The organism is Pseudorhodoferax sp. Leaf265, assembly GCF_001422365.1.
In the GTDB taxonomy this organism is placed as follows: Bacteria; Pseudomonadota; Gammaproteobacteria; order Burkholderiales; family Burkholderiaceae_C; genus Pseudorhodoferax.
The window spans coordinates 467,159-483,793 of the sequence record NZ_LMMT01000040.1 but is presented as its reverse complement, the minus strand read 5'-3'; the positions used below and the strand labels follow the sequence as shown (position 1 = coordinate 483,793).

The following is a 16,635-nucleotide window of genomic DNA, read 5'->3' as shown; positions in this document are numbered from 1 at the left end:
ATGCTGATGTTCGATTCCACGACGACCGCCGCACTCAACGGCGCTACTTCAAAAACACTCTGGTGCGAATTGCTGGCGCTGAGCCTCGGCAGCTCCCGCAAGATGGTGTGCGCACGAGCCGATGCCGGCGATCCATTCAACGCATCGAATGCGACTCGTCAAGTGTTCCGCGACCTGGATCTGTCTGGCGCGATCAGTACCGATGGCGCATTCATTTCGAACTTTGGGTCGACAAGAAATGCGCGCGTGAAGCTTGCCGCGGACCTGTCGGCCGGGGTGGCCGCAATTCGCATCACGAACACCGATGGGAGCAGGTGGCTGCAGGGCACTCTTGGTTTGCCGGGGTCTGGCGCTGATTTTGTGTTGTCCGCGAACCCAACGGCGACTAGTGGCGAATCCATCTCTGCAACGGTGCTCCCGCCACAAACTTTGGCAAGCGGGCTGGGCCCTGCGGCGCCCGAGTGGCATGCGCGTACGCCTAAGACTGCCGTCCTGGAGTCGTATAGCGGCGGCGTTTGGTCTGAGGTGGATCGAGTTGACTTCACCGAACGCCAGAAGGACGTGTCGCTGTCCCACCAGTTTCTGGGGTCGCAGATCGGCGACGTGGCATGGTGGAACACTTCTCGCGGTATGCGTCTCGACGGACCCGACGGCGAGGCCCACTGGTTTTACCCGCAACTGTTTCGGCACGACGCTAGCTGCGGCCGGTCGGGCACTCGTCCGTACGAAACGATTTGGGTCAGCGCTCGACCGGTAGACGACGGCCTGCCTGGAGACTGGAGCACGTTCCCTGCCATGGGCACTGGCCCACAAAGCGGCGGCACCATCGTCTACAACAAGGAGAACCCACGCCACTCAACCATCCCGCTCAACTTTCGTCTTCGTTACCTCAATGCGCAGGGGGTTGAAGAGGGTAGGAGCGACTGGTACGACCGGACTGGCGCATACCCACAGGGGCGGCCGATCAACGACCGGACAGCGGTCCAGAACCAGTTCTACGACCCGGCGACCGGCGGGAAAGCCGCGCTTACCGTCGTCACGCCGCCCGCCGTTCCGGACGGCACGGGGCCGGCCTGGGGCGATGCTGGCGTTGTGGTTGAGCCGTTCTGGAACATCGCGCAGCCGATATGGTGGGAAAGCGAGATGCCGGCTGACATGCCTGGCGTGCTGATGAACGGCTTCGCAAGCGATGTCCTGATCCCGCAGGCGCGGTACTACTCCACGACGAATCCTGCAGACTATCAATACGCTCGTTATGCCGACCAAATGCTCGGCATGAATTTCCCGTGGGTGATGACTGAATACCCGCGAAGCCGTGGCGTGCAAACTCACATGACACCGGCTGATCCGCAGTCATCCGATCCGAACAACGTCGGCGACTATCGTGGGTGGGCAATCGGCTATCGCTACGTGCCAGGCTGGCGCAATGGTCACGACATCTACCCTGGGCCTGGCGGCCAGCGATTTGACCGCGCGGCCATCCCGCATCAGGTGGCCCTGTTCTTGTCAGATCGGGAGGGCGTGCGCACGGAAGGCGCCGTGCCGAATCGAACAATCGCGTGGGAGTTCTGCAAGGGGTATGCAAACCTATCGCGCGCCTTCGTAAAGGATCGGTTTCTGGGCAGTATTCCGAAAAGCGACGGCATCGCCGGGGCCTGGAGCCTCAAGGCTGCCCACTACGGCTCTGGCAACAAGGCGCTCGACAAGCAAATCGAGATGTGCAAGATTGCGGACGCAAAGTACCAAGCCGTCGACTATGCCGGACGTCATCCCTACAGCTGGCAGCAGCCAGAAGGGATTCACCATGGCTACACGCATGCGGGCATTGGCCTGCTGGCGTTCAAGGACATCCGCTTCGCCATCCTGCAGCGCTTCCACTGGGACACGCACTGGATGTCGACGCTCGGCTACTCTGGCGCATCGGCCAACCCGGCCGGGGAAACCGAAGGTCACTTTGGCACTCGTCAAGGAGCTTGGCGCTTCCAGGCGCACCTATGCACGTGGCTTGCAGCCGGTGAGCATCCTTTGCTGCACTCCATGAGCTCGGTGGAGAACCGCTTCCAGACGGAGCTGCAGCTGATCGGTTCGAATATCTGGCAACCAGCCATGGTCGCCAATGAGCAGACGCTCTACATGCAGGGAGTCAAACGATTCGGCCAGCCAATGAAGGTGGGGGCCAATGTCAACGGTGGCGTCGAGGTTGGCGGCAACAAGGCTTACTACATGGGCCTCATCGCGTTTGTGATGAAGACATCTGGCATGTGGGACAAGATGAAAGCCAAGTCCCCCGGCTGCGCCAACGGCTTGGCGGCCACGCTGCACATGCTGGACACCGGCAGCATCGACTGGGTGATGGGAACGGATGCAAAGTGGACAGGCTACGTCTTCGCAGGCGATCCGAACGACGACACCAACGACACCGGCACAAACTCAGGCCACATGATCTGCTCTGCCGACAAGACGACGGGCACGCCCACCGTTGCTGATCTGCCTGCGGATTGGTATGGCGTCCCGGCCGTCATGTCGCTGAACAACCTGGATGCAGGCTTCCTGAAAACCCAGAATGGGGCCTTCCGCATCACTGACTGGGATCCGCCCGAGCACAACCGCGCTGCGTGGCCGGCGCTGCGCCTGGTTGCCGGCTTCGCTGCGGACTATCCGAAGGCCAACGTAGCAGCAGCCAGGGATCGTTTCGCGGCGTACTACGCCGAACGCACCGCCTGGTCCAATGAATCGACGACGGAGTTCGGCAGGATGTCGCGCAACTGCCGGTCTCGCATCGTTCCGATGGGCTTCCCCAATCCGCTGGCAGAGGTCTAAGGAATGGCAACTATCGCTTTGCACTACGGCACCGGTCAGGCGTACACGACCTGGCAGGATCTGCGCGCTGCGGCGGTGGCGATCAACCTTGCTGGGACGGACCAGCAGGGCGAGATCATCCTGCACGAGAGCATCACGATTGCGAACAACACCCTGGACTGGCTGGGCCTGGGGATCGACTTGAACCACTATTGGCGGATCAAGCCCGCGCCGGGTCTTGGCTGGAGGGATGCGGGCTTGGCCTATAGCAAGCCTGCAGCGGGCATCAAGATCACTGCAAATGCAGGCGCATCCAATGGCTTCAAGGCGTCGAACGGGTTCGTTCTGGATGGATTAATCCTAGAGGGCACGAACACCACGGCCGCAAAGCCGCAGTTCGACATCGGTCGTACTTCTGGCACCGACAGCGATGTTGCCGGCGTGGAAAACTGCTGGATGGATCTTGGCAACGGCGCCTGTTACCCGTTGATCGTGCGGCGCTCGCCGAAGACAACTGGCGCGGTTCCGACCGTGTTCGCCCGTCGCAATGTCATTGTGGTGAGCGGCGGCACGCAGCCGGCCCTGGTCACCCAAGGAAACCCGCTGGTGGAGCGGAACACCATTCGTGTGCCGACGCCAGCAGCCGTCAACGGCCTTCGTCTGATCATCGGCGCCAACAATCACGGCGGTTGGTGTCGGGACAATGCAATTGACGGGAGTATTCTTGAGGAGCACAGCGGGGCGTTCAGCGTCGAGACAGCGGCTTCCACCGCAAGCGTCAACAACCACTACTCCGGCGTGTTCACCAAGACCGGCACAGGGGCGGGCTACAACCTAGCCGGCTGGATCAACGACCTGACGTCAGCAGCGTTTGACGGCGCCGGCTACCGCCCAGCAGACGGCGGCGTGCTGATCGGAGCGGCGAGCGCGACCGCCGAGAACACGCCGGACATCAACGGAAACAACAGCGGTTTGGACCCGGATGTCGGGGCGATTCAGCGCAATGCCGCTGCGCCACTGGCCACGGGCTCCATCACCGGTGTTACAACCAGTGGACAGCAAGTCTCCGTCAGCGGCACGCAGTCGCTGGCGGTCTCCGGCTCGGCGTCTCTCACGGGGACGACGTCCGGCGGCACGGTCCCGCTAACGATTGGCTCTGGCGTTTTTAGCGCCGAGTTTGCGGACGTGCCCCCCGGGACTTACTCCTGCCAGGTGTTGCTGTACAACTCTGAAGGCGCTGTTACGTCGATCACAGGCGGGGCCGTGGTCATAAGCGACATCACCGGCTCGCCTGAAGGCCCGGCGGTTGAGGACGCCATCCCGCCGCAGATGCAGGGAACGATCAGCCTGTCGGGGCTGACGCACAACAGCTACACCACGGGTGTGGATGCCGCGACCGACAACGTCGCAGTGACGGGCTACCGCGTCAGCCAAGACGGCGGGTCGACGTGGATCGACAAGGGGGCGTCGCGGACCCACAACCACACCGGGCGCACGCCCGGCGCGACGGACCAAGTGCGCTGGAGCGCGCGCGACGAGGCTGGAAACTGGGCGACGCCATTGTCTCGCGCGGTGACGCTCGCTGCCGCGCCCGATACGACCGCGCCCGTCATGACCGGGAGCATCGCCGTCTCGGCTAAGACCCACAACAGCTACACGCTGACGTGGCCGGCCGCGAGCGATGCCGTCGGCGTGACCGGCTACGAGTACAGCCTGAACGGCGGCACGAGCTACATCGATGCCAGCGCGATCCTGACCATCAACGTCACCGGCCGGACGCCCAGCGCCACCGATCAGGTCCGCGTGCGGGCCTACGACGCGGCCGGGAACAAGGCCACGCCGCTTTCCGCCTCGGTCACCCTCGACGCCGCACCCGACACCCAGGCGCCGGTGATGACTGGCGCGATCGCGTCCTCGCTGGTGACCCAAACGAGCTACACGATCGACTGGCCGGCAGCCACTGACAATGTGGCCGTCGCCGGCTACGAGTTCAGTGTCAACGCCGGCTCGACCTACACCGACAACGGCACGACCCGCACGCGCGCCGTGACCGGCCGGACCCCGAGCAGCACCGACCAGGTGCGGGTCCGGGCCTACGATGCTGCTGGCAATCGCGCGACGCCGCTCTCGCTCAGCGTGTCGCTGTTGGCCGGCGGCGGCGTGCTGCCTCCCGGGCCTGGCGGGACGATCGCTGGCTTCTCGCCGGCGACCTTCTTCCAGATGCTGGCGATGGCCGGGGAAAGCTGACGTGAGCGCTGTTGCCAACTGGTCCTACACCGCCAGGGCCACGGTCTGGCCCTGGCTTGGGCGGGATGACTGGAGCGGGGTGGAGCAATTCGGGTTGCCCGAGGTGTTCGCCTGCGACTACAGCGCCGAGTCCAAGCGCATGACGGACGCGACGGGCGTCGAGTTCACGACGCGCCAGATCCTGTACACCGAGCGCGCAGACATCAAGCAGGGCGATCGGGTCCTGATTGGCGAGAGCCTGGAGGTCAGCCCGATCGCGGCCGGCGCGCTCGAGGTGCGAGCCGTGAAGCGCGACGCCGACACCTTCGACAGGGCGGCAGACGACTACCAAGTCATCACCTGATGGCCCGGCCGCGCATCACCAATAACTTGCCACGCTTCACCGCAGGCGTGCAAGTCAGGGCCGCGCGCGGCATGAACCAGGCTTTGATCCTGGGCGCGAGCGAGGCCAGCGTGCTGACGCCGATCGACACCAGCAACCTGCTGAACTCGCAGTACCGCAGCGTGGACAAGCAGGGCGACAGGATCGTCGGAACGGTGGGCTACACGGCCGAGTATGCGGCGGCTGTGCACGACGCCGACAACGCGCAGACCTTCCGGCGGCCGTCAGCCGAGAAGGAGTTCCTCAAGCACGGCTTTGAGCGCGCAGAGCCCAACATTCGGGCCGTCATCAAGGGCGCGATCAAGACGTAGGCCCCCTCCGTAGCATGGCCGCATGACCGCCGCCGATGCCCTGCGCACCTTCATCACCGACCTGCTGCCGGGCTGGCGCGTGCAGTTCGGACGCTGGCGCGACGACGGCGGCGCGCACAAATACGCCGTGGTCAAGCCCGTGGGCGGCCTGCCCGCGGAGCTTGTCCGCCGGCCTGAGTTCACGTTGTCGTTGGTAGGCCAGGCGAACGCCGACGCCGACCAAGTGACGGCAGCAGGGGAATCCGTCATCGAGGCCATGCGCTCCAGCAGTGGGGCGCTCGTCTTCATGCAACCGGGCGAGCCGGTTTTCTTGGCCACCAGCGACGGCCGGCCACTTCTTGAAATCGCCATCTCGGCAATCACCAACTAGGAGTCACCATGGGTGCACATGTAGGGCGCGACGTACTCGTCGAATTCGCCATCGCGGACGAGGATGCAAACCCTGCATCGCTCACCTTCATCAACCTCGGCATGATGCGCGGCAAGTCCATGAAGACGAGCTGGGACACCGCCGACACGACGGCCGACGACTCCCCGAACTTCACCAAGACTTCGCTGGTGACGTTCAAAAACGTCGAGTTCTCCGGCGACGGCGTGAGCTACGACGACGCCGTGTTCAACCAGGAGGCCCTGGAGGCGCACGTCGTCAGCCCGGGCCCTGCCACGGCCAACCAGCCCAAGGTCTGGTTCCGCTTGACCTATCCGAGCGGCAAGAAGTACGAGGGCCCGTTCATCGTGTCCGAGTGGTCCAACGACAGCCCGTACGCCGACGCCGCCACCTGGAGCATCACCGCCGCCAGCAACGGCGACGTTGCCCTGATCCCCGCCTAAGGAGCCTGAAACATGGCAGCCATCCCCTCTCTCGACGCCGGCCAGGTCGGCCCGTTCGCCGCCACCATCGCGACGCTGTCCGCCGACGACACGATCACGATCAATCCCAAGAAGAAGCAGCTGCTGGTGCTGACCAACACCACGGGCGGCTCGCTGACGGCCACCATCGACGGCACTCTCGGAACGACGGTCAGCGTGCCTGGCGTGGGCTCGGTGGACGTGTCCGCAGGCAAGGCCATCGTGGTCGCCGCCGGCCTGAGCGTGGCCGTGATGCTGAACACGATCAGCGCCTACTGCCAAGGGGTGGTTCACATCACCGGCGCGGCGACGCTCAAGGCTCAGCTGTTCGACATCTGACCCATGCTGGTCGAGTGCGGGTTTGTTCGCGCATGCACCCACGACGGCCTTGAATTCACTTTCAAGCCGTCGTTCCGGCGCATTTCCGAACTGGGCGACCCGCAGGCCATCGTGGCCACGTATGCGGGCCTGTTCGGCCCGCGCGCAGAGCTGGAGGCGGCATTCGTGCTGGCCTGCCTGTGCGAGCAGGAAGACCCGACTCCCTTGATCGGCTGGACCGATGACCTTGGCCCGCATGCCGGCGCCATGCCAGCGACCGAGCAGATCCTGATCGCTCGCCACCTCATGCAGCACGGCATCGCCGGCAAAGCCCGGCCCGGCAAGGGCGACGGCAAGTTCGCCGACCGCTTCAACTGCGCCGAGTACATCAGCGCGGCGCGCGTGCACCTCGGTTTGTCGAGCGCCGACGCCGAGGCTTTGAGCATGACCGAGTTCCAAATCATGTTTGCCATGAAGTTCCCCAGCCAGGGGAGCAAGGATCGGGACGTGCCAAGCCGCGAGGAGTACGACGCAGCCATGAAGGCCCACCAGGAGCGCAGCCGTGGCTGACAAAGTAGGCAGCATCTACTACGACGTGACCCTGGACACCCAGGGTCTTGTTGCCGGCCAGCGCCAGGTCGACCGCGAGCTCCGGAACACCACTGGGAGCCTTGACGGTTTCGAGAGGAAGTTGACGCAGGTCGCTGGCGCCATCGGCGCTTATGCCTCGGCCCTGTACCTGATCAAGCAGTCGGACGCGTTCACGAAGATGAACGCCCAGCTGAAACTTGCGACCGAGAGCACGCGCGAGCTGGCGGTAGCGCAGGCCGACGTGCGGCGCATCGCCCAGGAGGCGCAGACCGACATCTCCGGCGTGGCCGTGCTGTACGCCCGCGTCACGAACGCGACGAGGGAAATGGGGACCAGCCAAGCCCAGGTGGCCAACATCACCCGGACAGTCGCGCTGGCGCTGAAGGTTAGCGGAGCCAGCGCGCAAGAGTCGGCCAGCGCTACCCTGCAGCTGTCGCAGGCGTTCGCCTCGGGCGTTCTACGCGGCGAGGAGTTCAACTCAGTCAGCGAGGCTGCTCCGCGCCTCATGCGGGCCCTGGCGGACGGGATCGGCGTCCCCGTCGGCCAGTTGCGCGGCATGGCGGAGGCCGGCAAGCTCACCAGCGAGGTGCTCGCCAACGCACTACCCAGGGCTCTGGCAGGCCTGGAGCAGGAGGCCAAGCAGGTTCAGACCATCAGCGGCGCTTTCCAGCATTTGAACAACGAGCTGATGTTGTTCATCGGCCAACAGACCACTGCCAGCGGCTCGGCCAAGCTGGCGGCCGATGCGATCGGCGTGCTCGCCAACAACCTCGATTTGCTCGCCGCAGCGGCCATCGGCTTCGCCGCCGCCAAGCTGGCCGGCGTGTTGATCGCGGCCGGATCTGCTGCCGCATCCAACACCGTGGCCATGATCGAGAACGTGGCCGCCCAGCGCGCCGCCACCGCCGCTAGCCAGGCCGCCGCGGCTGCGACCCTGGCAGAGTCGGCTGCCAAGCTCGAGAACATCACGCTGACCCAGTCCATGCTGGTGATCTCGCGTCAGGAGTTGGCCGCGAAGCTGGTGGCAACGAATCAGACCCTGGCCCAGGCCGCCGCCCAGGCCGCCGCCGCGCGCGCAGCCGGTGCGCAGAGCTTTGCGCTGTCGATACTGCGCGAAGCCGAGATGACCACCGCTGCGGCGGAGGCCTCCCGCGCCGCGATCCTGCGCCAGATGGCGGTGCTGGGTCAGCAGCAGACGGCAGTGACGGCCGCAATGACGGCAGCAACGACTGCTCACACCGCGGCCCAGGCGGCCAACACAGCGGCCCTGGGCGCGGCGAGCGTCGCGTCGACCGTGGCCAGCCGGGCGCTGGCGGCCGTCGGCGGGCCGATCGGCCTCATCACGACCCTGCTGGGCCTGGGCGTCACAGCCTGGATGCTGTGGGGCAACTCCGCGAAGGAGGAGAGCGCCAAAGCCGCCGGCGAGGTGGAGGCCAGCAGCCGCGAGATCATCGCCAGCCTGGACCGGCAGAACGCCAAGCTGCGCGAGCGCATCGCACTGGCCAAGGCCGGTAACGCCGATGCGGCCAAGAGCGGGAGCAAAGACGCCGAGAAGCTGGCGGGCACGCTGACCGAGATCAACAAGCTCAAGGCGAAGGGCGCGGCGCTCACAGGGCCGGAGCAAATCCAGTTGATCGAACTCGAGGGCCAGTACCGGGACATCTCTGCGGCCCTGGGCACGAACCGCGATCTGACCAAGCAGCTTTCCGACATCGGCCAGCAGTCAAAGGCGGGCGAGTGGGCGACCAAGTACGCGACCGACATCGAGCGCGCGAACGCCGAGGTCGCCAAGGCCAAAAAGGAGTTGGGCGACGCATTCACGCCGGAGCTCGAGCAGCGCATCCGCCAGAAGATCAACCCGCCAAAGAAGGAAAAGAAGGTCGCCAAGACCGCTGACGAGAAGTTCGACGATGCGGCCTACCTTTCCGCCCTGCGTGTGGCTCAGGCCTCAGAGATCAACGTCGTCAACGAAACGGAGACCGAAAAGCTGCGCGTCGCCAAGAAGAACCTGGACGAGAAGAAGATCAGCGAGGCAACCTACGCAGAGGCCGTCAAGCTGATCGTGCAGACGGCAGAGGATGACCGAGTCAAGGTGATGGCCAGGGCCCAGGAGAAGATCGACAAGGACCGAGAGAAATCCGACAAGGAGGCCGCCGACGCGCGCGAGAAGAACAAGCGCGAGCAGGAAAAGGCCATCGAGTACGCGGCGAACCTCACCAGGGCGATCAACCCCGTCGACGCGCTGCGTCAGGAGTACGAAGCCAAGCTGCAGCTGGTCACCCAGTACGAAGGGCTCATGGCCCAGGCTGGCGTGGACATCACCGAGCAGGGTCTGCTGGCGCGCGCGCAACTCGAGAGCCAGTACCAGCTGCAGCGCACCGCCTTGGCGGAGCAGACGTTCCGGTCTCAGAACGAGGCGAACGCCTTCCTGATCGACTCGCTGAACGCACTGAGCTCGTCGGCGACGGGCACGATCATGGGTCTGATCGACGGCACCTTGACCGCCCAGGAGGCAATGCGCGGGCTGGCCACGACGGTCTTGAACGAGGCTGTGAGCGCCCTGGTGCAGATCGGCGTGCAGCAGATCAAGAACGCGCTGCTCGGCGACACGCTCGCGGCGGCCGACAAGGCGAAGAAGGTGGCGAACGGTGCCGTCTACGCCGCTAGCATCGGCGCACAGGTCACCGGCATGAGCGCCCTGGCGGCGCAGAACGCTTTCGCCGCGACGGCGGCAATCCCGATCATCGGCCCGGCTCTGGCGCCTGCCGCCGCTGCTGCCGCCGGTGCAGCCGCCGCAGGCCTCGGCGCGCCAGCGCTGGCGACCGCCCCTCTTGCCGGCGCGCGGCAGTACGGCGGACCGGTGTCGGCCGGCGGCATGTACCGCGTCAACGAGACCGGCGCCCCTGAGATGTTCACCGGCTCCAACGGCCAGCAGTACATGCTCCCGACCAAGTCTGGCCAGGTCACGGCGGCCGATCAGGTCGGAGGCAATCCGGAGTGGAAGATCATCATCAACCAGGCTCCGCCCGGCACAACCGCCACAGTCGACCAGACCGAGCGGACGGTCAAGATCGCCATCGGCGAGATCGCAAGCCAGTTCCGAAGCAATGAGGGAGAGGCGTGGTCCGCGCTGCGCGGTGCATCGAACGTGCGCGGCGCGCTCTGAGCGACTACTTCCGCGGCTGATCGCCCGTGGCGGGCTGGATCTGGCCGGCGGCGGCGCCCATGCCGTTGCCCGTGGCGCTTGAGGAACTGGTGGTGTCGATCAGGCGGTCGCTGGAATCGAATCGCAGGGTCGCCGTGTTCGTCGACGAGTCTGAGCCGCCCGCGAACGCGCCGGCCACCGGGATAAACGTTGCCGGCCGGACCTTGGCCTCGTAGTAGCTGTAGACGACCATGGATGTTCCGTCGGCCAGACGCATCTGCATGGTCGGCGCGCCTAGGGCGCCAATCACCTGCGCCTTGGTGGTCTCGCCGGCCTTGAAGCGGGTCAGCTGGTCGTCGGTGACTCTGACGCCGCCAGCTGCGCAGGCGACAAGGGCGGCCGACAGGGCGATGGTGGCGAGAGTTCTCATGGGGCGTCCGGCGGGCTGCGATGGGCGCGAGTCTAAGGCAGGGGCGCTCCGTAGCATGACTCCGTGCCGATCCCCGCCTACCCAGCCACCTTGCCCCCCTTGCTGCGGGCGACCAAGAGCCGAAGCCAGGCAGCGTCGTTCACCGTCGCTGAGCCCCGCCGCGGGTATGGCTACGCCCAAGCCACGGGCACAGACGTGCCGGTGTTCTGGGATGGCGAGCTGCGGTTTGACCAGTACCAAAGCATCGCTTTCCAACTGTGGCTCAAAACGGTGGTGCTTGGCGGGCTGCTCGAGTTCAGCATGCCGATTCGCACCGAGTTCGGCTTGATCGAGCACGTGTGCCGATTCCTGCCTGACGGCCTCGCCGACGCCACCGAGCAGGCGGGGATCTACACCTACAAGGTGAAGATCATGGCGCGCGCGCAGGTGGTCCCTGATGGCTACATCGAGGCGGCTGACCTCATCATCGGGTTGCCGAACTGGCCGCAATGGCTGGACCCGCTGGACCGCGCGATCAACGTCGAGATGCCGGAGGCCTGATGGACAAGGCCACCTTCTGGTCTACCAAGAACCCAGGCCCGCAGTACGAGGCGGTCACGTTCTCCAACTCCGCTTTCGCGGCGCCAATCAGGCTCGTCTCCAACGTGTTCGAGCCGGTCACACTTGGTGGCCAGGTCTACCAGCCGGCGCCGATGACGATCAAGCCACCGGACAAGACCAGCACGACAGCGAAGCTCACGCTGGCATTTCCTCGCAACGTCGTCGGACGCGAGTTCAAGCGGCAGCTGGCCTTGCTCCGCGCCGCGGGCTCGCGCGAGCCGATCGCCGTGCAGTACGCCGTCTATTTCGACGACCTGTCTGCGCCAAAGGTCGCCTGGCAGCTGTACGTGGCAGAGGAGGGCGGCGTCGCGTTCAACGCGGAGGCCGTGCAGGTCACGGCGACCGTGGACAACCCAGCGCGGCGCTCGGGCGCCATCATCTACGAGCCCGGCGTGTTCACGGGGCTGGAGCTCATCTAGCCACGCTCCCTAGCATGGGGCTGGTGCCGGACCTCCTGACCCCCTCTCAGTTCGCTCACCGCGCTGTGGGCATCCCGTGGATCCGCTGGCGGTCCGACTTCGACGGCATGGACTGCTTCGGGTGCATCGTTCTGTATCACCGGCATGTGCTCGGGATTGAGCTAGGGGAAGTGCCGGCGACAGACATTGCCACAGGCTTCCATGCCACGGCCGGCTGGCGCGAGTGCGAGCCCGAGGCCGGCGTCACCTGCTTCATGGCCTGGCGCAACGGCGCGCCGACGCATTGCGGCGTGCTGCTGACGAGCACCGAAGTTCTGCATTCCGAAGGCAGCCAGGACCACCCAGGCAGCGTCCGCGTGTCGCGGCTGGCTGTCGTGCAGCGCGCCTACGGCGAGATCAAGTTCTACCGGTACACCGATGCTCACGATACTCAATGACCCGACGGGCGCGCTGGGCCTGCACCGCCACGCATGGGACTACAGCCGCACGATCCAGCAGAACATTGAACAGCACCTGCTGAGCGGCGGCGGCGCCAAGCTGCTGTTCAATGGCATCGGGGTCGACCCGCTGACCGAGCCGCGCATGGATGCCGCGCCGTCGATCGCCGACTTCGTGACCGTCGTCCGCCGGCCAGAGGGCTTCGACCCGATCACCTGGCTCTACATCGCGGTCGCTGCTCTGGCGGTGGCAACCTACGTGCTGATGCCGAAGCCTCCCGGGGCGGGTGGCGTGGGTAAGGACAGCCCCAACAACAGCCTGACAGGGCAGACCAACGTCGCGCGGACCTACCAAGCCATCCCCGACGTCTACGGCCATCGCCGTGTGTGGCCCGACCTGATCCAGCCCAGCACGGTCGAGTACATAGACCAGATCAAGTACGTCACGGAATGGATGTGTGTGAGCCGCGGGGTAGGCACCATCTCCAACGTCCAGTACGCAGAGACGCCGCTCGGCGACATCGAAGGCGCCAGCTACGAGGTGTTCGCGCCGGCGCCGTCCGCCGGGTACGCCGAGTTCAGCACCACCACGCTCGTCGACGTACTGGAGACCTTCTCCAGCGAGGAGGTGAACGGCCAGGAGGTGGAGTACCCAGTTGCGTTCGCCGCTGTAGGGGCTGTGGGATCGTTCTCGGCCATCGAGGATGCAACGACTTTCACGGTGACTATTCCCGACTCACCATCGCTGGCGCAGCTGAAGTCCTTGGCCCCCACTGGCTTGGCGGGCGTGTCGTTCTCCTACCCGCCGGACGAGACGTTCAGTGAGGCTTGCGCCGTTCTTGGTGTCTCGGTCACATCCGGTGTCGCCACCTTCACATTCGGCTGCACTCCCTGGGTTGCAGACCAAGCTCACACGGGAGTCGTTTTCACGATAACGCCGCACGGTCAGGTAACCAGCACCCTCGGCCCTTACACCTTGCCGCTGGACGGCCAGCGCCTCCGATGGAACACAGTTTTCCTGCGCGGGCTGAAGGGCGCGGTGACGATTCGCGCGGAGTGGTGGAAGGTCGACGGCGCTGGCGTCGAAGTGCCTGGCACGCGCGAGCAGCAGGACAACACCTATACCGCCAACACCTACGACCAGAGGTTCTACACCAACGACGCCACGCCTGCGGCGGGCACGGGCCGCTACCGCGTCCAGTTCACCCGCACGACGCTGCAGATCGGTGAGAGCGGCGCCGACGTCGCGAAGCTGGAGGAGCTGTACGCCGTCCGCCACTATGCCGAGAAGGTGCTGCCCGGCGTCACAGTCCTGCGGGTGACCACGAAGGCCACCATCGAAGCAACTGGCTTCAGCGACCGAAAATTCAATCTACGCTGGCTGCGCCACGTGCGCGGCCTCAGCACCGATGCCGTGGGCGAGTCGCGCAACTTCGGGCGCGCGATCGCCCACATCTGGACGCTCGCAGGCAACAGCATCAGCGAGATCGACACCGACAAGCTTGCCGCTATCAATGCAGATCTAGGGGAGAACTCGCCGCTGTTGTCGTTCGACATGAGCATCGACGACCTGGATATGAGCCTGGGTGAGCGCCTGCAGTTGGTGGCGGACGCGGCGCGGTGCGTGGTGTGGCGCGACGGGACGAAATGGACCTTCACGCGCGACCAGGCGCGCGCATACCCCGAGTTGCAGCTGGACTACCGCAATCTTGCCGGCGACGGGGAATCAGCGATCAGCTACGCCGCACACCTGCCGGCCTCCAACGACGGGGTCGAGGTCGAGTACGTCGACGAGGCCAGCCAGTCGAAAAAGGCCTATGTGCGCCTGGACATCACGTCTGGCTCAGTGGTCTCCGGCCTCAGCGGCAACCCCAAGAAGATCAAGCAGCCCGGGTGCACCACGCTTGCCCAGGCGACGAACCGCGCCCAACTGGAGGCGCGCCGGCTGCTCTACCAGCGCGTCAGCGTCAGCGACACGGCCATGAGCGATGGCGGGTCACTCGGCCGCGGCTCACTGGTCCGCTGGGTCGACCCCAACGATTTCGCCGGCGACGACGGACTGCAGGCCGGTGAGGTGTTGGCTATCGACGGCCTGGTCATCAAGACCAGCGAACCGATCTACTGGAAGGGGCAGGCCGAGGGCCGGATGCTGTTCACTGGCGCCGATGGCGCCTACCTCGGCGCGCCGATCCGCTGCTACCCCGATGCGGCAGGCGTGCGGCTGGAGAGCGCGCCGGCCGGCGTCTATGTGGCAGGCGGAGAGCGACAGCTCGGCAGCCGCTACGCCTTCGCTGTTGGCCTGACCGCCGCAGAAATGGAGGGGGCCGGCCTGTACACGGTGACCGACATCCGCGCCGTCGGCAAGAACAGTTGCTCCCTAGCATTGGTGAGCTATGACGAACGGATCTACGGAGCTGATGCATGACCACCCCGACGGCTAGTCCGGTTCCCAGCAGCAATCCCGTGGACCTGCTGTTCAACGCGGAGAAGCTGGATGAGATCGTCAACTCGCAAGGCTTGACGTACGCAGACCGTTTCGGGCAAACCAGGACCACGGCGAGTGGAGCGGTCTATTCGATTAAAAGCATCACTCCGCGTGGCGCCTGGTCCGCATCAACAAACTACGACAGCAAAGATGTGGTGCAGGTCGCCGGGACTTGGTACATTGCAGTTGAGTCGCATTTCTCTGGCAGTACCTTTGCTTCGGATCAGGCCAAGTGGCGGGTTTACCAGGGCGTCGTGGCGGGCGATCTTGCATCCCCAACCGGAGCATCAGGAGTCGGGTCACAGCAGTCTGGCGGCGGCACTGTGGCGCGGACAGTCCAGCAAAAGCTGGACGACTTCAAGTCCGTCTCCGACTATTCGTCTCTCGCCAATGCCGCGAAGGCTGGCGCGGTGTACGTTCCGGCGGGAGCGACTGCTATTCCGTCCGGAACTCCGGCCACCGCCTACAGCACGTCGTGGATCTTCGACAGCTACCGGGCAGTTCCCGTCTATCTGGCCGAGGCTGGCGAGACGGCCCAGTTTTCTCGCCGCACGCAGTACGACAGGATGCCAGGCCCGCACGTTGGCATCATGAATCAGGCCAGCGCGCTCATCGCGCGACCGGTTGGGTCGGGTACGAACGGCCCCACGAGCGCCGACTACGGCATGACGATCAGCATGATCAAAGAGGGCTGGCCATCCAGCACCGTGGCCGGCGAGATTGACGGGCTGAACATTGTGGTACGCAACTCATCGTCCACGGGCGGGGGATACAACGGCGATTGCGCAGGCATCTTGGCAAACGTCGGAGTAACCGGAAACGGATACGCAGCAGTGCTGGAAAGCCAGTGCAGCGTGCTCTCAAATACCGGCGCCATCTTGCACCAGATCGCGGCGCAGCAGTCGGTGGTCGACCCAGTCGCTGGCAACTATCTGGGTTACTACTGCACGCCTAGCGTCGGCGACGGAACGGCGGCCTTCTACGCTGCAGCATCCAACAGCAACAGCTGGGAGTATCTATTCCGTGGTGACACGTCTCAAGGTGTGCCGGGCCGGCAGGCATTCAACATCACGGGCACCGGCCAGGCTGAGTTCTTCGACATCTTGGGAGGTGGCTCGAGACGGACTGTTCGCAATAACGCTGGCGTCCTGTCGGTGCTCAACAACGCCCGCACGGTGGAGACGCTCACCCTGAACGACGCGGGGACGCTCTCGGTTACCGGCTCCATGAACACCGGCGCCGGTGGCAATTACGCCATTGGCAACGTCCAGGTGGTTAGGGCGCGCGAAGTGGGGTACGCGGCAATGACTGGCACCGCCGATAAGGGCTCGGTCTTCAACCAAAGCACTGTGACGCTGCAGCAGCTAGCAGCTCGGGTCAAGTCCTTGCAGGACTCTCTGATGCTGCATGGCCTGATTGGGGTGTAAGCATGCAGATTGAACTCTTGGTCGAAAAACTGCACCGGGCTCGCCTGGCTGAGGAAAACATCCGGCTGAAAGGTCTCCTGCTGGGACGCGACCTGAAGGACGTGCAACACGAGATCGAGCAACTGGAGGCGCATCTGCGGTCTGCTGGCCCGATGGCTGAACAGAACGGCCGGACACCGGGAATGGCGTGATGAA

The 16,635-nt window shown here is 65.0% G+C and carries 16 protein-coding genes; 15 read left to right on the top strand and 1 reads right to left on the bottom strand.

Translation table 11 applies throughout. The features are described 5' to 3' along the window. The 9 genes from ASF45_RS33610 to ASF45_RS33570 are packed head-to-tail and all read left to right on the top strand — an operon-like array spanning position 1 to position 10,663. The gene (locus tag ASF45_RS33610; protein WP_156473286.1) at positions 1 to 2,820 is read left to right on the top strand and encodes a hypothetical protein; all 2,820 of its coding nucleotides are present in this window, start codon (positions 1 to 3) and stop codon (positions 2,818 to 2,820) included. A 3-nt stretch (positions 2,821 to 2,823) separates the two neighbouring features. Continuing rightward, positions 2,824 to 5,046: a hypothetical protein gene (locus ASF45_RS33605; protein WP_156473285.1), complete on the top strand. Its 2,223-nt coding sequence runs from the start codon at positions 2,824 to 2,826 to the stop codon at positions 5,044 to 5,046. Position 5,047: 1 nt separating this feature from the next. After that, positions 5,048 to 5,389, top strand: coding sequence for a hypothetical protein (locus tag ASF45_RS33600; protein WP_056674096.1), 342 nt, complete (start codon positions 5,048 to 5,050; stop codon positions 5,387 to 5,389). Continuing rightward, positions 5,389 to 5,739: an HK97 gp10 family phage protein gene (locus tag ASF45_RS33595; protein WP_063887840.1), complete on the top strand. Its 351-nt coding sequence runs from the start codon at positions 5,389 to 5,391 to the stop codon at positions 5,737 to 5,739. Before ASF45_RS33600 ends, ASF45_RS33595 begins: the two co-directional genes overlap by 1 nt. A gap of 22 nt (positions 5,740 to 5,761) precedes the next feature. Beyond that, positions 5,762 to 6,109 (top strand): hypothetical protein, encoded by a 348-nt coding sequence (locus tag ASF45_RS33590; protein WP_056674089.1) that lies wholly within the window; start codon positions 5,762 to 5,764, stop codon positions 6,107 to 6,109. An 8-nt stretch (positions 6,110 to 6,117) separates the two neighbouring features. Continuing rightward, positions 6,118 to 6,570: a phage tail tube protein gene (locus ASF45_RS33585; RefSeq protein ID WP_056674086.1), complete on the top strand. Its 453-nt coding sequence runs from the start codon at positions 6,118 to 6,120 to the stop codon at positions 6,568 to 6,570. 12 nt (positions 6,571 to 6,582) lie between these two features. Then, positions 6,583 to 6,927 carry a hypothetical protein gene (locus ASF45_RS33580; RefSeq protein WP_056674083.1) on the top strand — a complete coding sequence of 115 codons (345 nt, stop codon included), beginning with the start codon at positions 6,583 to 6,585 and terminating at the stop codon, positions 6,925 to 6,927. 3 nt (positions 6,928 to 6,930) lie between these two features. Further along, complete coding sequence (locus ASF45_RS33575; protein ID WP_056674080.1) at positions 6,931 to 7,476, top strand: DUF6246 family protein; 546 nt, start codon at positions 6,931 to 6,933, stop codon at positions 7,474 to 7,476. Further along, on the top strand, positions 7,469 to 10,663 hold the full coding sequence (locus ASF45_RS33570) for a tape measure protein (RefSeq protein WP_156473284.1): 3,195 nt from the start codon (positions 7,469 to 7,471) through the stop codon (positions 10,661 to 10,663). The genes ASF45_RS33575 and ASF45_RS33570 overlap by 8 nt, the downstream gene beginning before the upstream one ends. 4 nt (positions 10,664 to 10,667) lie before the next feature. Here ASF45_RS33570 and ASF45_RS33565 read toward each other — a convergent pair whose 3' ends face one another. After that, positions 10,668 to 11,072, bottom strand: a complete 405-nt coding sequence (locus ASF45_RS33565; protein ID WP_056674073.1) for a hypothetical protein — start codon at positions 11,070 to 11,072, stop codon at positions 10,668 to 10,670. Between the two features lie 63 nt (positions 11,073 to 11,135). On the opposite strand from ASF45_RS33565, the gene ASF45_RS33560 reads away from it, so the two are divergent. From ASF45_RS33560 to ASF45_RS33535, 6 genes are read left to right on the top strand one after another with little or no spacing between them, the layout of a single operon-like run. After that, positions 11,136 to 11,612, top strand: coding sequence for a hypothetical protein (locus ASF45_RS33560; RefSeq protein WP_056674070.1), 477 nt, complete (start codon positions 11,136 to 11,138; stop codon positions 11,610 to 11,612). Further along, positions 11,612 to 12,091: a hypothetical protein gene (locus ASF45_RS33555; protein ID WP_056674066.1), complete on the top strand. Its 480-nt coding sequence runs from the start codon at positions 11,612 to 11,614 to the stop codon at positions 12,089 to 12,091. Before ASF45_RS33560 ends, ASF45_RS33555 begins: the two co-directional genes overlap by 1 nt. 14 nt (positions 12,092 to 12,105) lie before the next feature. Further along, on the top strand, positions 12,106 to 12,528 hold the full coding sequence (locus ASF45_RS33550; protein WP_056674063.1) for an NlpC/P60 family protein: 423 nt from the start codon (positions 12,106 to 12,108) through the stop codon (positions 12,526 to 12,528). Continuing rightward, complete coding sequence (locus ASF45_RS33545) at positions 12,509 to 14,953, top strand: host specificity factor TipJ family phage tail protein (RefSeq protein WP_056674060.1); 2,445 nt, start codon at positions 12,509 to 12,511, stop codon at positions 14,951 to 14,953. Before ASF45_RS33550 ends, ASF45_RS33545 begins: the two co-directional genes overlap by 20 nt. Beyond that, on the top strand, positions 14,950 to 16,440 hold the full coding sequence (locus ASF45_RS33540) for a hypothetical protein (RefSeq protein ID WP_156473282.1): 1,491 nt from the start codon (positions 14,950 to 14,952) through the stop codon (positions 16,438 to 16,440). Before ASF45_RS33545 ends, ASF45_RS33540 begins: the two co-directional genes overlap by 4 nt. A 2-nt stretch (positions 16,441 to 16,442) precedes the next feature. Next, complete coding sequence (locus ASF45_RS33535; RefSeq protein WP_056674054.1) at positions 16,443 to 16,631, top strand: hypothetical protein; 189 nt, start codon at positions 16,443 to 16,445, stop codon at positions 16,629 to 16,631. Positions 16,632 to 16,635: the final 4 nt, after the last annotated feature.